Consider the following 19,717-nt stretch of genomic DNA (forward strand, 5'->3'; position numbering starts at 1 on the left):
ATGCGCTTCTGGGCCAACGTGATCGGCAACCAGCTGGTGTGGCTGTGCGCGGTGGTCGGCGCCGAGCACGGCCTGCGCTGGCCCGCGCTGCTGGCCGCCGGTGTGTACGTGGCCAGCCAGCTGGCGCTGTCGCCGCAGCCCGGCGTGGAGCTGCGCCTGCTGGGCGTGGCGCTGCTGTGCGGGTTGCTGGTGGATGGCGTGGCCGGTGGCTCGGGCTGGGTGCACTACGCGGCCGGCAATGGACCGGCGTGGGTGGCCCCGGTATGGATCCTGGCCTTGTGGGCGGCGTTCGCCATGACCCTGCCGGTCTCGTTTGCGGTGCTGCAGAAGCACCTGCGCATCGCCGCGTTGGTCGGGCTGCTGCTGGCGCCGCTGGCCTATCTGTCGGCGGCACGTGGCTGGTCGGCGGTGAGTTTCGCTGCGCCGCGCTGGCAGGGCGTGTTGCTGCTGGGCCTCGGCTGGTCACTGGCGCTGCCGGTGCTGGCCGCGTGCGCGCGGCACTGGCAGCGCACGTCGCAGCCCCTTTCTGATTCGGCGGGAGAACACGCATGAAACTGCTGTGGTGGGTATGGCTGTATGCCGCGTTGATCATGTGCTGGGGCTGGTGGTGGCAGCGCCGCCACCAGAACATCGGCGTGGTCGATGTGCTGTGGGCCAAGGGCGTGGGCGCGTCGGCCCTGCTGCTGGCCGTGCTGGGCAGCGGCGCACCGGCACCGCGTATCGCGCTGGCGGTGCTGGGCGGCGTGTGGGGATCGCGGTTGGCGCTGCATCTGTGGCACCGCGTGCGCAGCGAACCCGAAGACGGCCGCTACCAGCACCTGCGCGCCCACTGGAACGGGCACCAGGGCAAGATCTTCGGCTTCTTCCAGTTCCAGGCGGGACTGATCGTGTTGTTCGCGTTGCCGTTCGTGGCCGTGGCGCACAACCCCCAACCCGATGACCTGCGCTGGATCCTGGCCGCCATCGCGGTCTGGCTGCTCAGCGTGGGCGGCGAAGCGCTGGCCGACCGCCAGCTGGCGCGCTTCCGCGCCGACCCGGGCAACAAGGGCAAGACCTGCCGTGACGGGCTCTGGCGTTACTCGCGGCATCCCAACTACTTCTTCGAATGGCTGCACTGGTTCACCTACGTGCTGCTGGCCGTGCATTCGCCGCTGTGGTGGCTGGCCTGGTCCGGGCCGGTGGTGATGTACGTGTTCCTGCGCTGGGTCAGTGGCATTCCCTTCACCGAAGCCCAGGCGCTGCGCAGCCGTGGCGAGGACTACCGCGACTACCAGCGCACCACGTCGATGCTGTTTCCGTGGTTTCCCTCCCGCTCACCGAATACCCGCAAGGAGCCGTCCCCGTGAATGTCGCCAGTGACTACCTGCCCACGCCCGACCGCGCGCCGGGCCTGACCGGCCTGGCCGAGCGCGGCCTGCTGCCCGACGCGTTGCTGCGCCTGGGCATCCGTCGTCAATGCGAACAGCGTTTGCGCGAGGAACTGGCCGGTGGCCAGCAGTCGCAGTCGCAGCGCTTCGCCGCGCGCATCGCCGAGCTCTCGCACAGCGCCGTGGCGCTGCACGTGGATGCGGCCAACCGCCAGCACTACGAAGTGCCGGCCGGCTTCTTTGAACTGTGTCTGGGCAAGCGCCTGAAATACAGCAGCTGCTACTACCCCACCGGCACCGAAACACTGGACCAGGCCGAAGAGGCCATGCTGGCCCTATACGGCCAGCGCGCCCAGCTGGCCGATGGCCAGGACATCCTGGAACTGGGCTGCGGCTGGGGATCGTTGACCCTGTGGATGGCCGAGCATTACCCCAACGCACGCATCACCGCCGTGTCCAACTCCAACAGCCAGCGCGAACACATCCAGGCCCAGTGCCGCCTGCGCGGGCTGGACAACGTCACCGTGCTGACCCGCGATGCCAACCACCTGATGCTGGAATCGGCTGCATTTGACCGTTGCGTGTCCATCGAGATGTTCGAGCACATGCGCAACTACCAGCAACTGCTGCAGCGCATCCACGGCTGGCTGCGCCCGCAGGGCAAGCTGTTCGTGCACATCTTCGTGCACCGCACGCTCATGTACCCCTTCGAGACCGAGGGCGAGGACAACTGGATGGGCCGGCATTTCTTCACCGGCGGCCTGATGCCGGCCGCCGATACGCTGCTGTGCTTCCAGCAGCACCTGCAGCTGCAGCAGCGTTGGCTGCTCGACGGCACCCATTACCAACGCACCGCCAACCATTGGCTGGCCAACCAGGACCAGCACCGCGACGCGGTGCTGGAGATCATGCGTCAGTGTTACGGCGCGCCCTCGGCGGCGTTGTGGGCGCAGCGTTGGCGCATGTTCTGGATGGCCTGCGCCGAGCTGTTCGGCTACCAGGACGGCCAGCAATGGCAGGTGGCCCACTACCTGTTCGACCGCCCGTGACCCGTCTGCCATGAGGAATCTGCCATGTCCTACCGCGCCCTCGTTCCACTGCTGCTGGCCAGCCTGATGCTCGGCTGCGGCGGCAACACCCGTCCCATTCCGCCCGTGGCGCACGTGGATGTGCCGCGCTTCATGGGCGACTGGTATGTGATCGCGCATATTCCCAGCCGCCCCGAGCGCGAGGCATTCGATGCGGTGGAGTCCTATGCGATGCGCCCGGACGGGCGCATCCAGACCACCTTCCGTTACCGCAAGGGCAGCTTCGATGCGCCGGTGAAGACCATGCACCCGATCGGCACGGTGAAGCCCGGCACCAACGGTGCTGAGTGGGGCATGCAGTTCATCTGGCCGATCCAGGCCGAGTACGTGATCGTGTACCTGGATGCGGAGTACCAGCAGACCATCGTCGGGCGCAGCAAGCGCGACTACATGTGGCTGATGGCGCGTACCCCGACCATCCCCGAGGCAGACTACAAGGCCGCGATGACCCGGCTGGCCGCGCTGGGCTACGACCTGTCGCAGGTGCGTCGCGTGCCGCAGTCGGGTGCCAAACCCGAGTAAGGCGTTCCGTGCCGTGCTTCTCAGGCCGTGAGAAGACCCCGGGCGATACTGTCGTTATCAGCCCGTTGGGTGCCGGCCTTTGGCCGGGATGCCTGCGGGGCCTGCGCGGATTGGCCGCGCATGGGCAGGCGGACGCGAGGAGTCGGGCGTGGCGGACAAGTACTGCGATCTGGTCATGAAGGGCGGGATCACCAGCGGCATCGTGTATCCCAACGCGGTGCTGTCGCTGGCACGCGAGTACCGCTTCAAAAACATCGGCGGCACCTCGGCCGGAGCCATTGCCGCGGCCGTGGCCGCAGCGGCGGCGCTCGGAGATCGGCGCCGCCACGCCGGCGAGGCGGTGGACGCACAGGTGGGGTTCCCCGGCCTGTCGGCGGTGTCGGTGCAACTGTCCACGCGAGGCTTCATCTACGGCCTGTTCCAGCCCGCGCACGGCGCGCGCACTGCCTACCGCCTGCTGGTGATGCTCACCGGCAAATCCAGCCTGCCGCGCAAGATCGCCTGCCTGCTGGCCGCCGTATTCGCCATCGCGCCGCTGGAGCTGCTGGCCGCGTTGATCGGCCTGCTCGGCATCGGCTGGCTGGCCGGCGGCGTGGCCGGGGTCTGGGCGACGCTGCTGCCGTCACTGCTGTGTGCCTACGGCGCGGGCGTGCTGGCGTCGGCGCTGCGGGTGGCGCGGGTGGCGCGGCGCAACCTGCTCGGGCTGTGCAACGGCAGCACCCAGGCCGATGCCGCCACCCCGGCCCTGACCGACTGGCTGCATGACCGCCTGCAGGCGCTGTCGGGCAAACCGCCGGGCCAGCCGCTGACCTTCGGCGACCTGCACCAGGCCCCCCGGTACGCCGGCGAGCCGGCCGACGCGCAGGCCATCAGCCTGCAGATGATCACCACCTGCGTGTCGCATACCGAGCCGCGCACGTTGCCGTTCAGCGGGGCGCATTTCTGGTTCCTGCGCGAAGAATTCGCGCAGTTGTTCCCGGCCAGCGTGGTGGAGTGGCTGGTGGCCCAGGCCGGCGCACCCGAACAGGTCGATGGCCGCGCGTACTACCGCCTGATCGACGGCGAGCAGTTGCCGGTGCTGGTGGCCACGCGCATGAGCCTGAGTTTCCCGCTGCTGATCAGCGCGGTGCCGCTGCACGAGCCGGCGCGTCGCGAGCGGCGCTGTGAACCGCAGCCGGAGGCGTCCGCGCCGGACGACACCCGCCACGTCGCCGACAGCATGGAAGGCCTGACCAGTGGCGGCCAGAGTTGTGGCCCGGTGATCACCGCCTTCCGCGTGTGCTGGTTCTCCGATGGCGGCATCAGCAGCAACTTCCCCATCCATCTGTTCGACGCAGCCTTGCCGCGCTGGCCCACGTTCGGCATCAACCTGGTGTATCCGCGCCATGCCGATGCGGTGAGCGTGCTGGACGCCGGCAGGCATGGCGCGCGGGCGCAGCTTGAACAGGCGGTGTTCCTGCCCACCGAGAACCGCCAAGGCTGGCAGCGCAGCTACCAGGCCATTGCCCGCCCGCTGGCGGCCGCGGAGATGTCCGGCTTCCTGTTCTCGATCGTATCGACCATGCAGAACTGGCGCGACGTGCTGCAGGCGCGTGCACCGGGCTACCGCGACCGCATCGTGCACGTGTCGCTGCAGGGCGACGAAGGCGGCATGAACCTGGACATGCCGCAGGACGTGCTGAGCCGCATCGCCGCCAAGGGCAGCGTGGCCGGCGAGCGCTTCTGCGGGTTCTCCTTCCAGAACCATTACTGGATCCGCTGGCGCAACCTGGCCTCGGCCTACCAGCGCTACACGCTGGAGATCGCGCGCACCGACGATCCGGCGCAGCGCGTGGCCGCCTGGCGTGACGCCTACCAGAGCGTGGCCACTGGCGACCCGCCGCCGCCGTCGTACCGGCTGGGCTCGGAAGACAAGCGGCGCGCCTCCCGGCAGCTGTGGCGGCTGATGGTGGAACAGGGCCAAGCCTGGGAAGACCTCGGCCCCGACCTCACCGACGGCGCCCCGCGCCCGTTGCCGCAGATGAAGGTCACACCGATTTACTGAGCCCCGTGCATGCCCGGTAGAGCCGACCGTTGGTCGGCTGCTCATGAACCCGTCCATTCCGGTAGAGCCGACCGTTGGTCGGCTGCTCATGACCCTTCCAGTCCGGTAGAGCCGACCGTTGGTCGGCTGCTCGCCACCTGCAGGCCTCGCGCGGAGCCGGCCAGCGGCCGGCATTACCGGTTTATGCTTTCCGGCGCACCGCACTTACCAGGATGGAACCGCATGACCCCACGCACGGCACTGCTGCAGACACTCGAACAGCTCGACGCGCTCGACCCCGATCACCTGCCGGTGGTCCCGCTGGATGCGTATTTCACTGGCAACGACCAGGAAGAGTCGATTGCGCCGAACCAATGGGAGTTCGGGCGCCCGCCGATCCGTGAGCTGTACGCACGCTTCCAGGCCATCGCCGCGCGCCCGGACGTACAGGGCGTGTACGTCGGCCTGCACCAGGACTGGGGCATGGCGTTGGAAGACGACGCCGAGTGGCCGGCAGCAGAGAACATCCACATCCTCACCTCCGCCGACGAGCCCACCGTGCTGTCCTGGCTGGACGGTCTGGAATCGGACGGTGCCAGCGCAGGCTGGCCGTATGGCCAGCATGCCGCGGCACCGGTACCGACCGAGGGTTTTCAGGTGTTCTCGGTATTCTGGGATTAGCGCGGAAACCCCACCCGGTAGAGCCGACCGTTGGTCGGCTGCTTTCCACATCGGAGCCAACATTCCGAGCCTCGGAGGCAAGTCGACCAACGGTCGACGCTACGCGCGGCCTGGCAGCTGCGCGAACGCGCGTTGCATGCAGTCTTCGCGCGGGCATACGCGGCAGCCCGGGCCGATGGAGACCGAGTTGCCGGGGCTCTGGATGTCCAGCCCGCGCGAGTAGATCAGTCGTTCGGCATGCTGCAGGTCGCAGCCCAGCGCCACCGCGAAGGTCTTGCGTGGCTGGCCATGCCCGATCGGGCCGCTGCTCACCTGCCGCGCCAGCCAGAAATGGCGGCGTCCGTCGGGCATCCGCGCGGTCTGGGTCAGCACGCGTCCGGGCTGGTTGAACGCCTCGTACACGATCCACAGCGGGCACGACCCCCCCACCTGCGAGAAGTGGAAGTCAGTGGCCGAGTGCCGCTTGGACACATTGCCGGCCCGGTCCACGCGGATGAAGAAGAACGGCAGGCCCGGCGCACTGCGCCGCGCCAGCGTACTCAGCCGATGACACACCGCTTCGAAGCCCACCCCGAAGCGGTGCGCCAGCGCATCGATGTCATAGCTGCTGTGCTCGGCCGCGCGCAGGAACTGCGCATACGGCATCACCAGCGCGCCGGCGAAGTAGTTGGACATGCCGATCCGCGCCTGCGCGACCTGCTCCGGCTCGCGGAAGCCGGCGCGTGCGATCACCGCGTCGATCTGCGCCGCATAGCCCAGCAGTGCCAGCTCGGCCGCCATCTGGAACGCCTGTTGGCCCGGCTCCAGATAGTCGGGCAGCCACAGCGTGCGGCTGCCACCGTCGTAGACCCGCTTCTCGCGCCCGGCCTGCAGCGGCGCCACCTCCACCAGCACCCCGTGGCGGTCGGCCAGCAGCTGGCGCAGCCGGGGCGCCACGTGCCCGGCCACCAGTCCCCACTCGCCGAACAGCTGCTCGGCCAGATCGTCGAGCTCGGGAATGTGGTTGTGCATGCGGTTGAAAAAATCGCGCACCTGGTCGCCGGCCGGCAGCGCCTGCCCGGCATGCACGTCGCCCAGCTGGAACTCCAGCGCGGCCGCGTGCTCGCGCAACGCCAGGTGACGGCGGTGCAGGTCCAGCAGGGCCTGGGTCACCTGCGGCAGGTTGCCGGCCATGGCGCGCAGCTCGGTGCTGCTCACATCGTCCAGGCCCAGGTCGCGCAGGGTCTCGCTCAGCGCTTCCTGCAACGCGCCGGGCTCATCCACGTCGAACAGCCCGGAAACGTCGCCCAACACCTCGCGCAGCTTCTGCTGCACCGCCGGCGTCAGCGGGCGCTTGTTGCGCTCGATCTGATTCAGGTAGCTGGCCGACAGCCCGAGCGCCCGCGCCAGCGCGATCTGGCTGTAGCCGCGCTGCTCCCGCAGCTTCAGCAGGCGCAGGCCGATCTGGCGATGGATGGGCTGGCTATTCACAGAATTCGCAAGAATCGTAGCGGGCATTGGCCAGATTAAGCGTATACAGCCCGGAAATCGAGGGTGGCCCTGTGAATAATGCCAACAACTTTCGACCCTCCGGGATTGTCCATGACTGTTGCAGCGCCCCGTATCCGCATGTTGATCGATGGCCAGTTCATCGAATCGGCCAGCTCGCACTGGCAGAACGTGGTCAATCCGGCCACCCAGGACGTCCTGGCCCAGGTGCCGTTCGCCACCCTGAGCGAAGTGGACGCCGCCGTCGCCGCGGCCAAGGAAGCCTTCAAGACCTGGCGCAAGACCCCGATCGGCACCCGCGCCCGGATCTTCCTGAAGTACCAGCAGCTGATCCGCGAGCACATGAGCGAGCTGGCCCACATTCTGTCGGCCGAGCAGGGCAAGACCGTGCCCGACGCCGAAGGCGATGTGTTCCGCGGCCTGGAAGTGGTCGAGCACGCGGCCGCCATCGGCAACCTGCAGTTGGGCGAGCTGGCCAACAACGTGGCCAACGGCGTGGACACCTACACCCTGCTGCAGCCGCTGGGCGTGTGCGCGGGCATCACCCCGTTCAACTTCCCGGCGATGATTCCGCTGTGGATGTTCCCGATGGCCATCGCCACCGGCAACACCTTCATCCTCAAGCCGTCCGAGCAGGACCCGATGGTCACCATGCGCCTGGTCGAACTGGCGCTGGAAGCCGGCATTCCCAAGGGCGTGCTCAACGTCGTGCACGGCGGCGAAGACGTGGTCAACGCAATCTGCGACCACCCCGATATCAAGGCCGTGTCGTTCGTCGGCTCCACCCGCGTCGGCACCCACGTGTACAACCGCGCCTCGCTGGCCGGCAAGCGCGTGCAGTGCATGATGGGCGCCAAGAACCACGCCGTGGTGCTGCCCGACGCGAACAAGGAACAGAGCCTCAACGCCATGGTCGGTGCCGCCTTCGGCGCGGCCGGCCAACGCTGCATGGCCGCCTCCACGCTGGTGCTGGTGGGTGAAGCGCGTGCGTGGGTGCCGGACCTGGTGGCCAAGGCCAAAACCCTCAAGGTCAGCGGTGGCAGCGTCGCCGGCACCGATGTCGGCCCGGTGATCTCCTGCGCCGCGCGCGAGCGTGTTGAAGCGCTGATCGCCTCGGGCGTGGAGCAGGGCGCCAAGCTGGTGCTGGATGGCCGCAACCCGCAGGTCGATGGCTTCGAGAAGGGCAACTTCGTGGGCCCGACCATCTTCGACGGCGTCACCCCGGGCATGCGCATCTACGACGAGGAAATCTTCGGGCCGGTGCTGGTGATCCTGGAAGCGGACACCCTGGAAGACGCCATCGAACTCATCAACGCCAACCCGAACGGCAATGGCACCGCACTGTTCACCCAGTCCGGCGCGGCCGCCCGCAAGTTCCAGGAAGACATCGACGTGGGCCAGGTGGGCATCAACGTGCCGATCCCGGTGCCGGTGCCGCTGTTCTCCTTCACCGGTTCGCGCGCCTCCAAGCTCGGCGACCTGGGACCGTACGGCAAGCAGGTGGTGATGTTCTACACCCAGACCAAGACCATCACCTCGCGTTGGTTCGACGACGAGACCCTGGGTCATGGCGTCAACACCACCATCAGCCTGAAGTAAGCACCAACGGAGTTCGACCATGAGCCACTCGATGACGACGGAACTCGACGAAGCGCAGCAGGCCTATAGAGAGGCCGCGCGTGACTTCGCCCAGGCCGAACTGGCGCCGCACGCCGCGCGATGGGATGCGGAGGGCATCTTTCCGCGCGAGGCGATCGCCAAGGCAGGGGAACTCGGGTTCTGTGGCCTGTACATGGACCCCGAGGTCGGTGGCAGCGGCCTGAGCCGTCTGGACGCCGCCGTCGTCATCGAGGAGCTCGCCAATGTGGATCCGTCCACGGCGGCCTATGTCAGCATCCACAACATGGCCTCGTGGATGGTGGCCAAGTGGGGCCAGGAGAGCCTGCGTGCCGCATGGGGCGCAGACCTGGCGGCGGGCACCAAGCTGGCCTCGTACTGCCTGACCGAACCGGGTGCCGGTTCGGACGCGGCCTCGCTGAAGACCAGCGCGGTGCGCGACGGCGACCACTATGTGCTCAATGGCGCCAAGGCCTTCATCTCCGGCGCCGGTGCCACCGAACTGCTGGTGGTGATGGCGCGCACCGGCGGCGCCGGTGCAGGCGGCATCAGCGCGATCGCGGTGCCGGCCGACCTGCCCGGCATCAGCTATGGCCGCAAGGAAGAGAAGATGGGCTGGAACAGCCAGCCCACCCGCGGCATCACCTTTGAAAACGTGCGCGTGCCGGTGAGCCACCTGCTGGGCGAGGAAGGCAGCGGCTTCAAGCTGGCCATGAAGGGTCTGGACGGCGGTCGCATCAACATCGCCGCGTGCTCGCTGGGCGCTGCCCAGGGCGCGCTGGACGCCGCGCGCCGCTACATGGGCGAGCGCCGCCAGTTCGGCAAGGCGCTGTCCGAATTCCAGGCGCTGCAGTTCAAGCTGGCCGACATGGCCACCCAGCTGGTCGCCGCCCGGCAGATGGTGCACGGTGCCGCGCGCAAGCTGGATGCCGGTGCCAGCGATGCCACGGTGTGGTGCGCGATGGCCAAGCGCTTCGCCACGGACGCCGGCTTCGCCATCTGCAACGACGCGCTGCAGATCCACGGTGGCTACGGCTACATCCGTGAATACCCCATTGAACGGTTGCTGCGCGATTCGCGCGTGCACCAGATCCTGGAGGGCACCAACGAGATCATGCGTGTGATCGTGGCCCGCCACCTGCTCAATACCGACGAGGAACTGCGATGATCGACTGGCGCACGCATGATCATACCGGCCTGAAGGTCGAGGCCGACGGCCATGTCGCCGTAGTCACGCTGGACAACCCGCCGGCCCACACCTGGACCGTGCACAGCCTGTCGGCGCTGCGTGACCTGGTGGGCGCGCTCAATGCCGACAACGGCATCTACGCGCTGGTGATCACCGGCGGCGGCGAGAAGTTCTTCTCCGCTGGCGCGGATCTCAAGCAGTTCGCGTCCGGCGACAAGGCCGCGGCCCGCGAAGCGGCGCGCCGGTTCGGTGAAGCATTCGAAGCGCTGTCCGGCTTCCGGGGTGTGTCCATCGCCGCGATCAACGGTTACGCGATGGGCGGTGGCCTGGAGTGCGCGTTGGCGTGCGACCTGCGCATCATCGAAGAACACGCCCAGGTGGCGCTGCCGGAGGCCACCGTTGGCCTGCTGCCGTGCGCCGGTGGCACCCAGAACCTGCCGCGCCTGGTGGGCGAGGGCTGGGCCAAGCGGATGATCCTGCTGGGCGAACGCATCGACGCCGATACCGCCGTGCGCATCGGCCTGGCCGAGGAGAAGGTTGGCAAGGGCGAGGCCAAGGCCCTGGCGCTGGAATGGGCGCACAAGGCCGGCAAGCAGAGCCCGTCCAGCATTGCCGCGTGCAAGACCCTGGTGCAGGCCACCCGTAGCGGTACCCACGCCTCGGCCCTGGTAGCCGAGCGCGAGGCGTTCGTGGACCTGTTCGACCGTGCCGACCAGGCCGAGGGCGTCAACGCCTTCCTGGAAAAGCGCGCCCCGCAGTGGAAGAACGCATGAGCACGCCGGCCGCCAGCAACGAGGCACCGGTGCTGTTCGAAGAACGCGCGGCCGCCAACGGCACGCGCATCGGCATTGCCACGCTCAACGCAGCGCGCACCCTCAATGGGTTCTCGCTGCCGATGGCGCACCTGCTGCGCGAGCGTCTGGACGCGTGGGCCAACGATGACGGCATCGCGCTGGTGGTGCTGCAGGGCGCGGGCGAAAAGGCGTTCTGCGCCGGCGGTGACCTGCACAGCCTGTATCGCAGCATGGTCGACTATCGCGACGCGCAGAAGACCGACATCCGCGACAACGCCTACGCCGCCGAATTCTTCGACGTCGAATACCGCGTCGACTACGCCATCCACACCTATCCCAAGCCGATCCTGTGCTGGGGCCATGGCATCGTGATGGGCGGCGGCATCGGGCTGATGTCCGGTGCCAGCCACCGCGTGGTCAGCGAGCGTTCCAGGCTGGCGTTCCCGGAGATCACTGTCGGGCTGTTCCCCGATGTGGGCGGCAGCTGGCTGCTGCCGCGCGTGCCGGGCAACGGTGGCCTGTTCCTGGCATTGACCGGCGCAGCACTCAATGCGGGCGACGCGATCTATGCCGGCCTGGCCGACATCCACATCGCCGAAGCGCAGCGTGGGGCCGTCTTCAACGCGCTCGTCGAGGTGCACTGGAGCGACGACGCCAGGCGCAACCATGAGCAGCTGACCGCGCTGCTGCAGCAGCACGCCAGTGACGCGGCCACCGGTCCGCTGCTGCGCAATGCGGTGGCTATCGACGCGCTGTGCACCGGCGACGACGTGCCGGCCATCGTGGCGGCCATCACCGCGTTGCAGACCGATGACCCGTGGCTGCAGGCCGCGCAGGCCACGCTGGCTGCCGGTGCACCCGGCTCGGCGCGGTTGGCGTTCGAGCTGCAGCGCCTGGCCGCCGGCGCAACGCTGGCCGAGGTCTACCGCATCGAATACATCGCCGCGCTGCACGCGGCCGCCCACGGCGATTTCGCCGAGGGCATCCGCGCGCTGCTGATCGACAAGGACCGCACGCCGCAGTGGCAGCCGCGTACGTTGGCCGACGCCACTGCCGAATGGGCCCATACCTTCTTCGTTTCGCCGTGGTCGGATGCCGCGCATCCGCTGGCCGACCTTGGCACCTCTGTCCCTGAAAGGAGCCACGCATGAGCCGTATTGCATTCATCGGGTTGGGCAACATGGGGGGCCCGATGGCCGCCAACCTGGCCAAGGCCGGCCACGCCGTGCGCGTGTTCGACCTGGTGCCTGCCGCCGTGCAGGCCGCCGTCGATGCCGGTGCCACCGCCGCGCATTCGGCGCTGGACACCCTGACCGATGCGGAGATCGTGATCTCGATGCTGCCGGCCAGCCGCCACGTCGAAGGCGTGTACCTGGGCGATGACGGCCTGCTTGGCGACATTCCCGGCGGCGCGCTGGTCATCGATTGCAGCACCATCGCACCGGCCACCGCGCGCAAAGTGGCCGAAGCGGCTGCGGCGCGTGGCCTGCAGATGCTCGACGCGCCGGTCTCCGGTGGCACTGCCGGTGCACAGGCTGGCACCCTGACCTTCATCGTCGGTGGCGAGGAAGAGGCGCTTGAACGTGCGCGCCCGATCCTGCAGGCGATGGGCAAGAACATCTTCCACGTGGGCGCCAGCGGTGCCGGCCAGGTGGCCAAGCTGTGCAACAACATGGCGCTGGGCGTGATCATGGCCGTCACCGGCGAATCGATCGCCCTTGGTGTCGCGCACGGACTGGACCCGAAGGTGCTGTCGCAGATGATGGCGGTCAGCACCGGCCGCAGCTGGGCCACCGAAGTATGCAACCCGTGGCCGGGCGTGCTGGACAATGCGCCGGCCTCGCGCGGCTACAGCGGCGGTTTCGGCAGCGACCTGATGCTCAAGGACATGGGTCTGGCGGTGGAAGCGGCGATGAGCGTCGGCGCGTCGATCCCGCTCGGCGAACTGGCCCGCAACCTGTACTCGATGAACCACCAGGCCGGCCGCGGCAAACTGGATTTCTCCAGCGTCGTGCAGCTGATCGCAAACGAAAAATAACGGGTGGTGCCGGTCGCTGGCCGGCAACATCATGACCCCGAACACGAACGGGTAGGCAACGACCGTGGGTCGTTGCCGCCATACCAGACGCATCCCGTGGGCGCACCCACGGGAGCCACCGCGGTGGGATGGGCGGTTGCCAGGCTATCGAGCCAGGCAGCCGCCCATTTTTTTATCCGTGCGGTCGGTGCCGACCGTGCACCGGCGCGGCACCTGGGGCGTCAGGCAACGGTCAGCGTCACGTCGATGTTGCCGCGGGTCGCGTTGGAATACGGGCACACGATGTGCGCCTTCTGCACCAGCTCTTCCACCTGCTCGCGCGGCAGGCCCGGCACGCTGATCTCCAGCGCCACTTCGATGCCGAAGCCGGTCGGGATCTGGCCGATGCCCACCTTGCCGGTGATTGCCGTCTCGGCCGGCAGCGCAACCTTGGCCTGGCCGGCCACGAACTTCAGTGCGCCCAGGAAGCAGGCCGAGTAGCCGGCGGCGAACAGCTGTTCCGGATTGGTGCCCGGGCCGCCCGCGCCGCCCAGCTCACGCGGGGTGGACAGCTGCACGTCCAGCACGTTGTCGGACGAGGTGGCGTGGCCTTCGCGGCCGCCGGTGGCAGTGGCGGTGGCGGTGTACAGAACCTTTTCGATGGACATGGGAATTTCCTGTGGCGTGAAAGGGGTGGGCCAGATGGCAGGTGTACTTTGACCGGTCTCGGAGTACGTTGGGTTACATTTCGTCCGTCAAACTTGACCAGGAGTCCAAAATGGTCGATCGCCTGCAATCCCTGCTCAGCCGCTTTGCGGTCACCGCCGAGGTCTTCCACGCCGGTCCGTTGTGCGGCATCAACGACCTGCCCGCCGAGGGCGAACGCGGCCAGTTGCATCTCATCCGCGAGGGCCAGGTCCGCGTCGAGCACGCCGACGGCAGCGTGCTGCAGATCGACCAGCCCAGCGTGCTGCTGTACCCGCGCCCGCTGGCGCATCGCTTCGTTACCGATGCCGGGCGCGGCGCCGACTTCGCCTGCGCCCACCTGCAGTTCGAGGGCGCCGGCAACAACCCGGTGGCCAGCGCGCTGCCACCGGTCATCTGCCTGCCGTTGGACCAGCTCTACGGCGGGCAACCCATCCTGTCGCTGTTGTTCGAAGAAGCCTTCGCCCAGCGCTGCGGGCGCCAGGCGCTGCTCGACCGCCTGTTTGAAGTGGTGTTGATCCAGATCCTGCGCGCACTGATGGAAAGCGGCCAGCTGCGCGTGGGCCTGCTCGCCGGCATGGCCCATCCGCGCCTGCGCCACGCGCTGGTGGCCATGCACGAGGCACCGGCCGACGAATGGACGCTGGAATCGCTCGCGCAGCGTGCCGGCATGTCCCGCAGCGCATTCGCCGACAGCTTCCGCGATACCATCGGCAGCACCCCCGGCCATTACCTGCAGGGCTGGCGCACGCGGCTGGTGCAGCAGGCATTGCGCAAGGGGCAGCCGCTCAAGCGCATTGCCATCGATGTGGGGTATGGCAGCGAAGCGGCGCTGTCGCGCGCCTTCAAGGCGCAGACCGGGCAGTCGCCGCGGCAGTGGAAGCAGGCCGCGGCGACTGCCCGCATTGCGTGAGTAACATGACCGTGCAGCCATCCAATCGACAAGGCAGGGACGCGATGTACAGCAGCCTACGCGCGCAGATCATCCTCAGCGTCAACCGTGCTCTGCTGGGCGAGGTGTTCCCCGCGCTGGTCGGCGTGGCTTGCCAGCCTGACGGTGTTACGGCGTTCGAACTGGTGTTCTTCGTCGATGCGCCGTCGGTTGAGGACTGGCGCGAGGATATCTCGTGCATTGAGACCGAAGTCATGGCCGATTTTCCTGCCGACATGGTCATCACCCACCGGATCGTGGCATCGGCACAGGCGGCGGTGTCCGGCGACGGCTTCCTGATCTTCCTGCGCAAGCGAAAAGCCTGACGGCGGGCGCTACTCGCCCTAGATCGCCCACTCCCGATCGGTGGTGAACATGATCGTCAGCCACCGGTCGGTGGATTCCTCGCCCAGCGCCTCGCCGATCTCATCGCGCAGCCGGTCCCACTCCACCAGCGCACGCGGCGGATCGTCGGCGCGCACCACGAAGAACAACTCGATCTGCTCGCCACGCCCGACCTTGGCCACGTAGCTGCGGTACTCCAGGAAACCGTGCCGGGCCACGATGTCGCGCGCCACCGCGTCCACGTGCGCCTGCAGGTCCACCGGCGTGATCAGCAGGATGTCCGACAGCGCCTGGCGCACCGTACCCAGCGGCGCCACCATCACGAACAGGCACACCACCAGCAGGATGGCCGGATCGATGTAGGGCACCAGCCAGGCCCAGTGCGTGCCGCCCAGCAGCCAGCCGCCGATGAAGGCGACCAGGTAGGCCGCCGACATGCTGGCCGAAACCACCCAGTTCTTGCCGTCCAGCGCGATGAACTCCGAGCCGATGCTGCGGTTGACGCGCCGGATGAACACCGCAAGCCCGATCTCGGCAATGATCGACAGCACCGCGAACAGGATCGCCGGCCCCAACGCGATCTCGCGCCCGCCCGACATCAGCGCATCCACCGCATTGACCGCCGCGTACAACGCCGCGCCGATCATCAGCGTGCCGCTCACCCCCAGCACGATCGGTTCCAGGTGCCAGAAGCCCATGGTGAAGCGCTGGTTCAAGCGCGACTGCAGGGTGTCCACGTTGGTCGACAGGCTGATCAGCCGCACCACCAGCAGCGACAGCCAGGTCATCACCACGTCAATCAACCCGTAGATGCCGTCGAAGATGATCAGCGAGGAGTTGGCCAGGAAGCCGAACACCACAGCGACGGCCGCCATCGCCAGCGAGGCGGCGATGGACAGGCGCAGCACGCCTTGCTCGGTGGTGGGGTCGAAGGCTCGGGGGCGGGGCAGGGTCATCGGGCATCTGGCAGTGCAGGAGCGTGCATTCTCCCCGAGGCGCCGGTCGCGCGGGTGCCTGGCAGCGCGGGATTCGGCTCCGGCCAAGGGACCCCCCTCGGGCAACGTTCATTCCAAGCAGGTAAACTATTGATTGCGCTGGCAATGCCAGCAGTATCCGACGCTCCGCCCGATGACCCTGCCCGCCACCGACGCCGCCGCGCGTTACGCCGCCTCCCTGCGCCTGTCCGTCGCCCCGATGATGGACTGGACGGACCGCCATTGCCGGGTATTCCACCGGTTGCTGGCCCCGGGTGCGCGGCTGTACACCGAGATGGTGCACGCCAACGCGGTGATCCATGGCGACCGTGAGCGCCTGCTCGGCTTCGACGGCAGCGAGCATCCGCTGGCCCTGCAGCTGGGCGGCAGCGACCCCGCGCTGCTGGCCCAGGCCGCGCGCATCGCCCAGGATTGGGGCTACGACGAGGTCAATCTCAACTGCGGCTGCCCGTCCGACCGGGTCCAGGCCGGGCGCTTCGGCGCCTGCCTGATGCGCGAGCCGGCGCTGGTGGCCGAGTGCGTGGGGGCCATGGTCGCGGCGGTGGATATCCCGGTCACGGTGAAGTGCCGGCTGGGCGTGGATGAAGACAACGACTACGAAACCTTCCGTAACTTCGTCGATCAGTCGGCCAACGCGGGCAGTGCGATGTTCATCGTGCACGCCCGCAATGCGTGGCTGAAAGGCCTGTCGCCGAAGGAAAACCGCGAAGTGCCGCCGCTGCGCTACGACTGGGCCCACCGGCTCAAGGCCGACCGTCCGGCGCTGCAGATCGTGCTCAACGGGGGCCTGGCCACGGTGGGGGCGGCGCAGGCGCAGTTGCCGGCGCTGGACGGGGTGATGCTGGGCCGCGCGGCCTACCACGACCCCTACGTGCTGCATCAGCTGGAGGCCGCCCAGACCGGTGCGGCCCTGCAGCCACGCGAGGCGCTGCTACGTGCCATGCGCCCGTACATCGAGGCGCAGCTGGGCCGCGGCCTGGCCCTGAAGCACATCACCCGCCACCTGCTTGGCCTGTTCCACGGCCAGCCCGGGGGCCGCGCGTTCCGCCAGGTGCTCAGCGAAGGCGCGCACCGCGCAGGCGCCGATTGGGCGCTGATCGAGCAGGCGCTGGCGGTGACCCGCGCCCAGGCCGAACGCGTCGCCGCGTGAGGCGCGTCACCTTGTCGGCTTGACAAGGCACCCACTTTAGCCGCCAATGTTCACTTAGATGAACGGCGCCGAGGTGCGACCGGAAAAGTTCAGACCGGATTCACTGCGTAAAACCAAGAATTCGCTAAAGATTCGTAAAGCGCCGGCCCAGGTCGGCGGCTCCGATTCACAACTTTTGAACGTTTCGCTGCGCTCCGCTAGGATCAAACCGATGCTCTCCGTGACCCGCCAACGCCGTCTTGCCGTCCTCGCCCTGCTGGCGACGGGCGCCGCTGCCGCCATCGGCAGTGTGTCGGCGCAGGAACCGACCCCGGATCCAGCGCGCGGTGAGGGCATGGTGCGGGCCGCACGCGGGGCAGCGCCGGAACGTTCGCTGTCCGATGCGGTCCGCCGCGTCCAGCGCACCACCGGCGGCCACATCCTGGGCGCCGAACGGGTGCCCTACGACGGCCGCGACATCAACCGGGTCAAATACATGGACGACCGTGGTCGGGTCCGCTACATGGACGACCCCGCGCCGGCGCGTTCACAGCCCCGCGCACCGCGATCGGATATGTCTTCACTACGCGGCGATAACCCCTGAACAGGGATAGTTGTCGTAATCAACTGTATTCCACTGGCCCCCGGCCATACCCAGGACACTAGGGAGAGTTCATGCGTATCCTTCTGGTCGAAGACGAAGCCCCGCTGCGGGAAACCCTGGCCGCCCGGCTCAAGCGCGAAGGTTTTGCCGTCGACGCTGCGCAGGACGGTGAGGAAGGTCTGTACATGGGCCGCGAAGTGCCGTTCGACGTGGGCATCATCGATCTGGGCCTGCCCAAGATGTCGGGCATGGAACTGATCAAGGCGCTGCGCGATGAGGGCAAGAAATTCCCCGTGCTGATCCTCACTGCCCGCTCCAGCTGGCAGGACAAGGTCGAAGGGCTCAAGCAGGGCGCCGACGATTACCTGGTCAAGCCGTTCCATGTCGAGGAACTGCTGGCCCGCGTCAACGCGCTGCTGCGCCGTGCCGCTGGCTGGAGCAAGCCCACGCTGGAATGCGGCCCGGTTGCGCTGGATCTTGCCGCGCAGACGGTCAGCGTCAGCGGCAGCAACGTGGACCTCACCAGTTACGAGTACAAGGTGCTGGAATACCTGATGATGCATGCCGGTGAACTGGTCTCCAAGGCCGACCTCACCGAACATATCTACCAGCAGGATTTCGACCGCGACTCCAACGTGCTGGAAGTGTTCATCGGCCGCCTGCGCAAGAAGCTCGATGCCGACGGCGAACTGAAGCCGATCGAAACCGTGCGTGGCCGGGGCTACCGCTTCGCCATTCCGCGCAACGAGGGCTGAGCCGCTAGTCGGGCGAAGGGATGATGTCAGGCCGTCTGTGGTTCTTTAAACGCTGGCGGCCGCGCTCATTGCAGGCGCGCCAGCTGTTGGCCGCCTCGGTCGGTCTGGTGGCGTTTCTGGCCATCGCCGGCTATGCGTTGGATGCGGCATTCGCCGACACCGCGCGTGCCAACCTGCGCGAGCGGCTGAAGAACTATGCCACTGCCTATGCGGCCGGCATCGACTTCACCCGCGACCGCTCGCTGTATATCCGCGAACAGCCGCCGGACCCCCGTTTCGACGTGCCCGGCAGCGGTCTGTACCTGCAGGTGGTGATGCCCGGTGGCAAGGGCAACTCGATGTCCGCCGAAGGCCCGATGCTGCCCACCGTGGGCGGTGGCCTGCTGGCCCCGCGCCAGGAGGTGTTCGAGGGCCCGCTGCCGATGATCCAGATCGATGGCAGCCAGGGCTCGGTGTACCGCTACGGGCTGGGCCTGGTGTGGGATGCCGACGCCGACCCGGCCACCGAATTCCCCTACACCATCTACGTGATGGAAGATTCGCGCGCCCTCGGCGCGCAGCTGCGCGTATTCCGCGGCCGTGTCTGGTTCTGGATGGGCGGCGCCGGCCTGATCCTGCTGATGCTGCAGACCGTGATTCTGCAGTGGAGCCTGCGCCCGATGCGGCGCGTGATCACCGAATTGACCAAGGTCCAGCGCGGCGAGACCGAGCGCATGAGTGAGCGCCACCCGCGCGAGCTGGAACCGCTGACCGACAGCATCAACGCCTTCATTGAAAGTGAGCGCGAGAACCTGGAGCGCCAGCGCAACACCCTGGCCGATCTTGCGCACAGCCTGAAAACGCCCCTGGCGGTGCTGCGTACGCAGCTCGACAGCGGCGCGCAGGACCAGGACCTGCGCCAGGAGTTCGATGTGCAGTTGCGGCGCATGAACAACCTGGTGTCCTACCAGCTGGCGCGCGCGGCCTCGTCGGGGCACAAGCTGTTCTCGGCACCGTTGCCGATCGAGTCCAACGCCGAGGAAATCGTGCGCGGACTGGAGAAGGTCTACGCCGGCAAGGGCGTGCTGTGCGAATTCGATATCGACGAAGGCGCGCGTTTCCACGGCGAGCCGGGCGACCTGCAGGAACTGCTCGGCAACCTGCTGGAAAACGCCTTCAAGTGGGCCAAGCGCCGCGTGCTGCTCACCGCCAAGCCGTTGCCGGCGCCGGGCGCACGCCGTGCCGGGCTGGTGTTGTCGGTGGACGACGATGGCCCGGGCATTGCCCCGGAAGACATCGCCAAGGTGCTGCAGCGTGGCGTGCGCGGCGATGAGCGCGTGCAGGGCCATGGCATCGGCCTGTCGATCGTGCAGGATCTGATCAAGGATTACCGCGGCGAACTGCAGGTCAAGCGCTCGCCCGAGCTGGGTGGTGCGCGGTTCGAAGTGAAGCTGCCGCCGGGGCCGTGATCGCCGCGCCAATCCCCGG

The 19,717-nt window shown here is 67.9% G+C and carries 20 protein-coding genes and 1 pseudogene; 18 read left to right on the forward strand and 3 right to left on the reverse strand.

Annotation, left to right across the window (positions count from 1 at the left end; translation table 11 throughout):
* The 6 genes from ABIA71_RS04215 to ABIA71_RS04240 all read left to right on the forward strand — a co-directional run bounded on the left by ABIA71_RS04215 (position 1) and on the right by ABIA71_RS04240 (position 5,681).
* Positions 1–552: a DUF2878 domain-containing protein gene (locus ABIA71_RS04215; protein ID WP_354283377.1), complete on the forward strand. Its 552-nt coding sequence runs from the start codon at positions 1–3 to the stop codon at positions 550–552.
* A complete protein-coding gene (locus tag ABIA71_RS04220; protein ID WP_354283379.1) occupies positions 549–1,346 on the forward strand; it encodes a DUF1295 domain-containing protein in 798 nt (265 codons plus the stop codon). The genes ABIA71_RS04215 and ABIA71_RS04220 overlap by 4 nt, the downstream gene beginning before the upstream one ends.
* Positions 1,343–2,416, forward strand: a complete 1,074-nt coding sequence (locus ABIA71_RS04225) for a cyclopropane-fatty-acyl-phospholipid synthase family protein (RefSeq protein WP_354283381.1) — start codon at positions 1,343–1,345, stop codon at positions 2,414–2,416. Before ABIA71_RS04220 ends, ABIA71_RS04225 begins: the two co-directional genes overlap by 4 nt.
* A gap of 24 nt (positions 2,417–2,440) precedes the next feature.
* Positions 2,441–2,977: a lipocalin family protein gene (locus ABIA71_RS04230; RefSeq protein ID WP_354283383.1), complete on the forward strand. Its 537-nt coding sequence runs from the start codon at positions 2,441–2,443 to the stop codon at positions 2,975–2,977.
* A 148-nt stretch (positions 2,978–3,125) separates the two neighbouring features.
* Positions 3,126–5,021, forward strand: coding sequence for a patatin-like phospholipase family protein (locus tag ABIA71_RS04235; protein ID WP_354283385.1), 1,896 nt, complete (start codon positions 3,126–3,128; stop codon positions 5,019–5,021).
* Between the two features lie 222 nt (positions 5,022–5,243).
* Positions 5,244–5,681 carry a YfbO family protein gene (locus tag ABIA71_RS04240; protein ID WP_128095772.1) on the forward strand — a complete coding sequence of 146 codons (438 nt, stop codon included), beginning with the start codon at positions 5,244–5,246 and terminating at the stop codon, positions 5,679–5,681.
* Between the two features lie 99 nt (positions 5,682–5,780).
* On the opposite strand, the gene ABIA71_RS04245 is transcribed toward ABIA71_RS04240, so the two are convergent.
* Complete coding sequence (locus ABIA71_RS04245) at positions 5,781–7,151, reverse strand: helix-turn-helix domain-containing protein (RefSeq protein ID WP_354283388.1); 1,371 nt, start codon at positions 7,149–7,151, stop codon at positions 5,781–5,783.
* 111 nt (positions 7,152–7,262) lie between these two features.
* Here ABIA71_RS04245 and ABIA71_RS04250 point away from each other — a divergent pair, with 111 nt between their 5' ends.
* The 5 genes from ABIA71_RS04250 to mmsB are packed head-to-tail and all read left to right on the forward strand — an operon-like array spanning position 7,263 to position 12,807.
* Positions 7,263–8,768 carry a CoA-acylating methylmalonate-semialdehyde dehydrogenase gene (locus ABIA71_RS04250; RefSeq protein WP_354283389.1) on the forward strand — a complete coding sequence of 502 codons (1,506 nt, stop codon included), beginning with the start codon at positions 7,263–7,265 and terminating at the stop codon, positions 8,766–8,768.
* Positions 8,769–8,799: 31 nt separating this feature from the next.
* Positions 8,800–9,954 carry an acyl-CoA dehydrogenase family protein gene (locus ABIA71_RS04255; RefSeq protein WP_502960906.1) on the forward strand — a complete coding sequence of 385 codons (1,155 nt, stop codon included), beginning with the start codon at positions 8,800–8,802 and terminating at the stop codon, positions 9,952–9,954.
* On the forward strand, positions 9,951–10,748 hold the full coding sequence (locus tag ABIA71_RS04260; protein WP_354283393.1) for an enoyl-CoA hydratase: 798 nt from the start codon (positions 9,951–9,953) through the stop codon (positions 10,746–10,748). Before ABIA71_RS04255 ends, ABIA71_RS04260 begins: the two co-directional genes overlap by 4 nt.
* A complete protein-coding gene (locus tag ABIA71_RS04265; RefSeq protein WP_354283395.1) occupies positions 10,745–11,920 on the forward strand; it encodes an enoyl-CoA hydratase/isomerase family protein in 1,176 nt (391 codons plus the stop codon). The genes ABIA71_RS04260 and ABIA71_RS04265 overlap by 4 nt, the downstream gene beginning before the upstream one ends.
* Positions 11,917–12,807: a 3-hydroxyisobutyrate dehydrogenase gene (gene mmsB, locus ABIA71_RS04270; RefSeq protein ID WP_038691101.1), complete on the forward strand. Its 891-nt coding sequence runs from the start codon at positions 11,917–11,919 to the stop codon at positions 12,805–12,807. Before ABIA71_RS04265 ends, mmsB begins: the two co-directional genes overlap by 4 nt.
* Before the next feature lie 221 nt (positions 12,808–13,028).
* Here mmsB and ABIA71_RS04275 read toward each other — a convergent pair whose 3' ends face one another.
* Positions 13,029–13,454: an organic hydroperoxide resistance protein gene (locus ABIA71_RS04275; RefSeq protein WP_128096132.1), complete on the reverse strand. Its 426-nt coding sequence runs from the start codon at positions 13,452–13,454 to the stop codon at positions 13,029–13,031.
* Positions 13,455–13,564: 110 nt separating this feature from the next.
* Here ABIA71_RS04275 and ABIA71_RS04280 point away from each other — a divergent pair, with 110 nt between their 5' ends.
* Entirely contained in the window at positions 13,565–14,404 is an 840-nt protein-coding gene (locus ABIA71_RS04280) for an AraC family transcriptional regulator (RefSeq protein WP_354283397.1), read from the forward strand.
* Positions 14,405–14,409: 5 nt separating this feature from the next.
* A complete protein-coding gene (locus tag ABIA71_RS04285; protein ID WP_128096130.1) occupies positions 14,410–14,748 on the forward strand; it encodes a MafI2 family immunity protein in 339 nt (112 codons plus the stop codon).
* Between the two features lie 18 nt (positions 14,749–14,766).
* Here the strand turns inward: ABIA71_RS04285 and ABIA71_RS04290 are convergent, their stop codons facing one another.
* The gene (locus ABIA71_RS04290; RefSeq protein WP_354283399.1) at positions 14,767–15,723 is read right to left on the reverse strand and encodes a cation diffusion facilitator family transporter; all 957 of its coding nucleotides are present in this window, start codon (positions 15,721–15,723) and stop codon (positions 14,767–14,769) included.
* A gap of 172 nt (positions 15,724–15,895) precedes the next feature.
* Here ABIA71_RS04290 and dusA point away from each other — a divergent pair, with 172 nt between their 5' ends.
* From dusA to ABIA71_RS04310, 5 genes and pseudogenes are all read left to right on the forward strand, one after another.
* Complete coding sequence (gene dusA, locus ABIA71_RS04295; protein WP_354283401.1) at positions 15,896–16,912, forward strand: tRNA dihydrouridine(20/20a) synthase DusA; 1,017 nt, start codon at positions 15,896–15,898, stop codon at positions 16,910–16,912.
* A 211-nt stretch (positions 16,913–17,123) separates the two neighbouring features.
* Positions 17,124–17,495: a hypothetical protein gene (locus tag ABIA71_RS04300; RefSeq protein WP_354283446.1), complete on the forward strand. Its 372-nt coding sequence runs from the start codon at positions 17,124–17,126 to the stop codon at positions 17,493–17,495.
* A 71-nt stretch (positions 17,496–17,566) separates the two neighbouring features.
* Positions 17,567–17,845: pseudogene (locus ABIA71_RS20835) on the forward strand (response regulator); the annotation flags it as partial.
* Between the two features lie 162 nt (positions 17,846–18,007).
* Positions 18,008–18,250 (forward strand): winged helix-turn-helix domain-containing protein, encoded by a 243-nt coding sequence (locus ABIA71_RS20840; protein WP_392732909.1) that lies wholly within the window; start codon positions 18,008–18,010, stop codon positions 18,248–18,250.
* A 23-nt stretch (positions 18,251–18,273) separates the two neighbouring features.
* On the forward strand, positions 18,274–19,698 hold the full coding sequence (locus ABIA71_RS04310) for an ATP-binding protein (RefSeq protein ID WP_038692635.1): 1,425 nt from the start codon (positions 18,274–18,276) through the stop codon (positions 19,696–19,698).
* Positions 19,699–19,717 lie beyond the last annotated feature (19 nt).

Origin of the sequence: Stenotrophomonas sp. 2619 (genome assembly GCF_040548725.1) — a bacterium.
In the GTDB taxonomy this organism is placed as follows: Bacteria; Pseudomonadota; Gammaproteobacteria; order Xanthomonadales; family Xanthomonadaceae; genus Stenotrophomonas; species Stenotrophomonas maltophilia_AP.

What these genes read in the sequence shown, in the direction of transcription:
- ABIA71_RS04280 (WP_354283397.1), top strand. Translation starts at nt 13,565, where the DNA reads ATGGTCGATCGCCTGCAATCCCTGCTCAGCCGCTTTGCGGTCACCGCC.
- ABIA71_RS04230 (WP_354283383.1), top strand. Translation starts at nt 2,441, where the DNA reads ATGTCCTACCGCGCCCTCGTTCCACTGCTGCTGGCCAGCCTGATGCTC.
- ABIA71_RS04250 (WP_354283389.1), top strand. Translation starts at nt 7,263, where the DNA reads ATGACTGTTGCAGCGCCCCGTATCCGCATGTTGATCGATGGCCAGTTC.
- ABIA71_RS04275 (WP_128096132.1), bottom strand. Translation starts at nt 13,454, where the DNA reads ATGTCCATCGAAAAGGTTCTGTACACCGCCACCGCCACTGCCACCGGC.
- ABIA71_RS04265 (WP_354283395.1), top strand. Translation starts at nt 10,745, where the DNA reads ATGAGCACGCCGGCCGCCAGCAACGAGGCACCGGTGCTGTTCGAAGAA.
- mmsB (WP_038691101.1), top strand. Translation starts at nt 11,917, where the DNA reads ATGAGCCGTATTGCATTCATCGGGTTGGGCAACATGGGGGGCCCGATG.
- dusA (WP_354283401.1), top strand. Translation starts at nt 15,896, where the DNA reads ATGACCCTGCCCGCCACCGACGCCGCCGCGCGTTACGCCGCCTCCCTG.
- ABIA71_RS04290 (WP_354283399.1), bottom strand. Translation starts at nt 15,723, where the DNA reads ATGACCCTGCCCCGCCCCCGAGCCTTCGACCCCACCACCGAGCAAGGC.
- ABIA71_RS04310 (WP_038692635.1), top strand. Translation starts at nt 18,274, where the DNA reads ATGTCAGGCCGTCTGTGGTTCTTTAAACGCTGGCGGCCGCGCTCATTG.
- ABIA71_RS04240 (WP_128095772.1), top strand. Translation starts at nt 5,244, where the DNA reads ATGACCCCACGCACGGCACTGCTGCAGACACTCGAACAGCTCGACGCG.
- ABIA71_RS04285 (WP_128096130.1), top strand. Translation starts at nt 14,410, where the DNA reads ATGACCGTGCAGCCATCCAATCGACAAGGCAGGGACGCGATGTACAGC.
- ABIA71_RS04215 (WP_354283377.1), top strand. Translation starts at nt 1, where the DNA reads ATGCGCTTCTGGGCCAACGTGATCGGCAACCAGCTGGTGTGGCTGTGC.
- ABIA71_RS04255 (WP_502960906.1), top strand. Translation starts at nt 8,800, where the DNA reads ATGACGACGGAACTCGACGAAGCGCAGCAGGCCTATAGAGAGGCCGCG.
- ABIA71_RS04300 (WP_354283446.1), top strand. Translation starts at nt 17,124, where the DNA reads ATGCTCTCCGTGACCCGCCAACGCCGTCTTGCCGTCCTCGCCCTGCTG.
- ABIA71_RS04260 (WP_354283393.1), top strand. Translation starts at nt 9,951, where the DNA reads ATGATCGACTGGCGCACGCATGATCATACCGGCCTGAAGGTCGAGGCC.
- ABIA71_RS04220 (WP_354283379.1), top strand. Translation starts at nt 549, where the DNA reads ATGAAACTGCTGTGGTGGGTATGGCTGTATGCCGCGTTGATCATGTGC.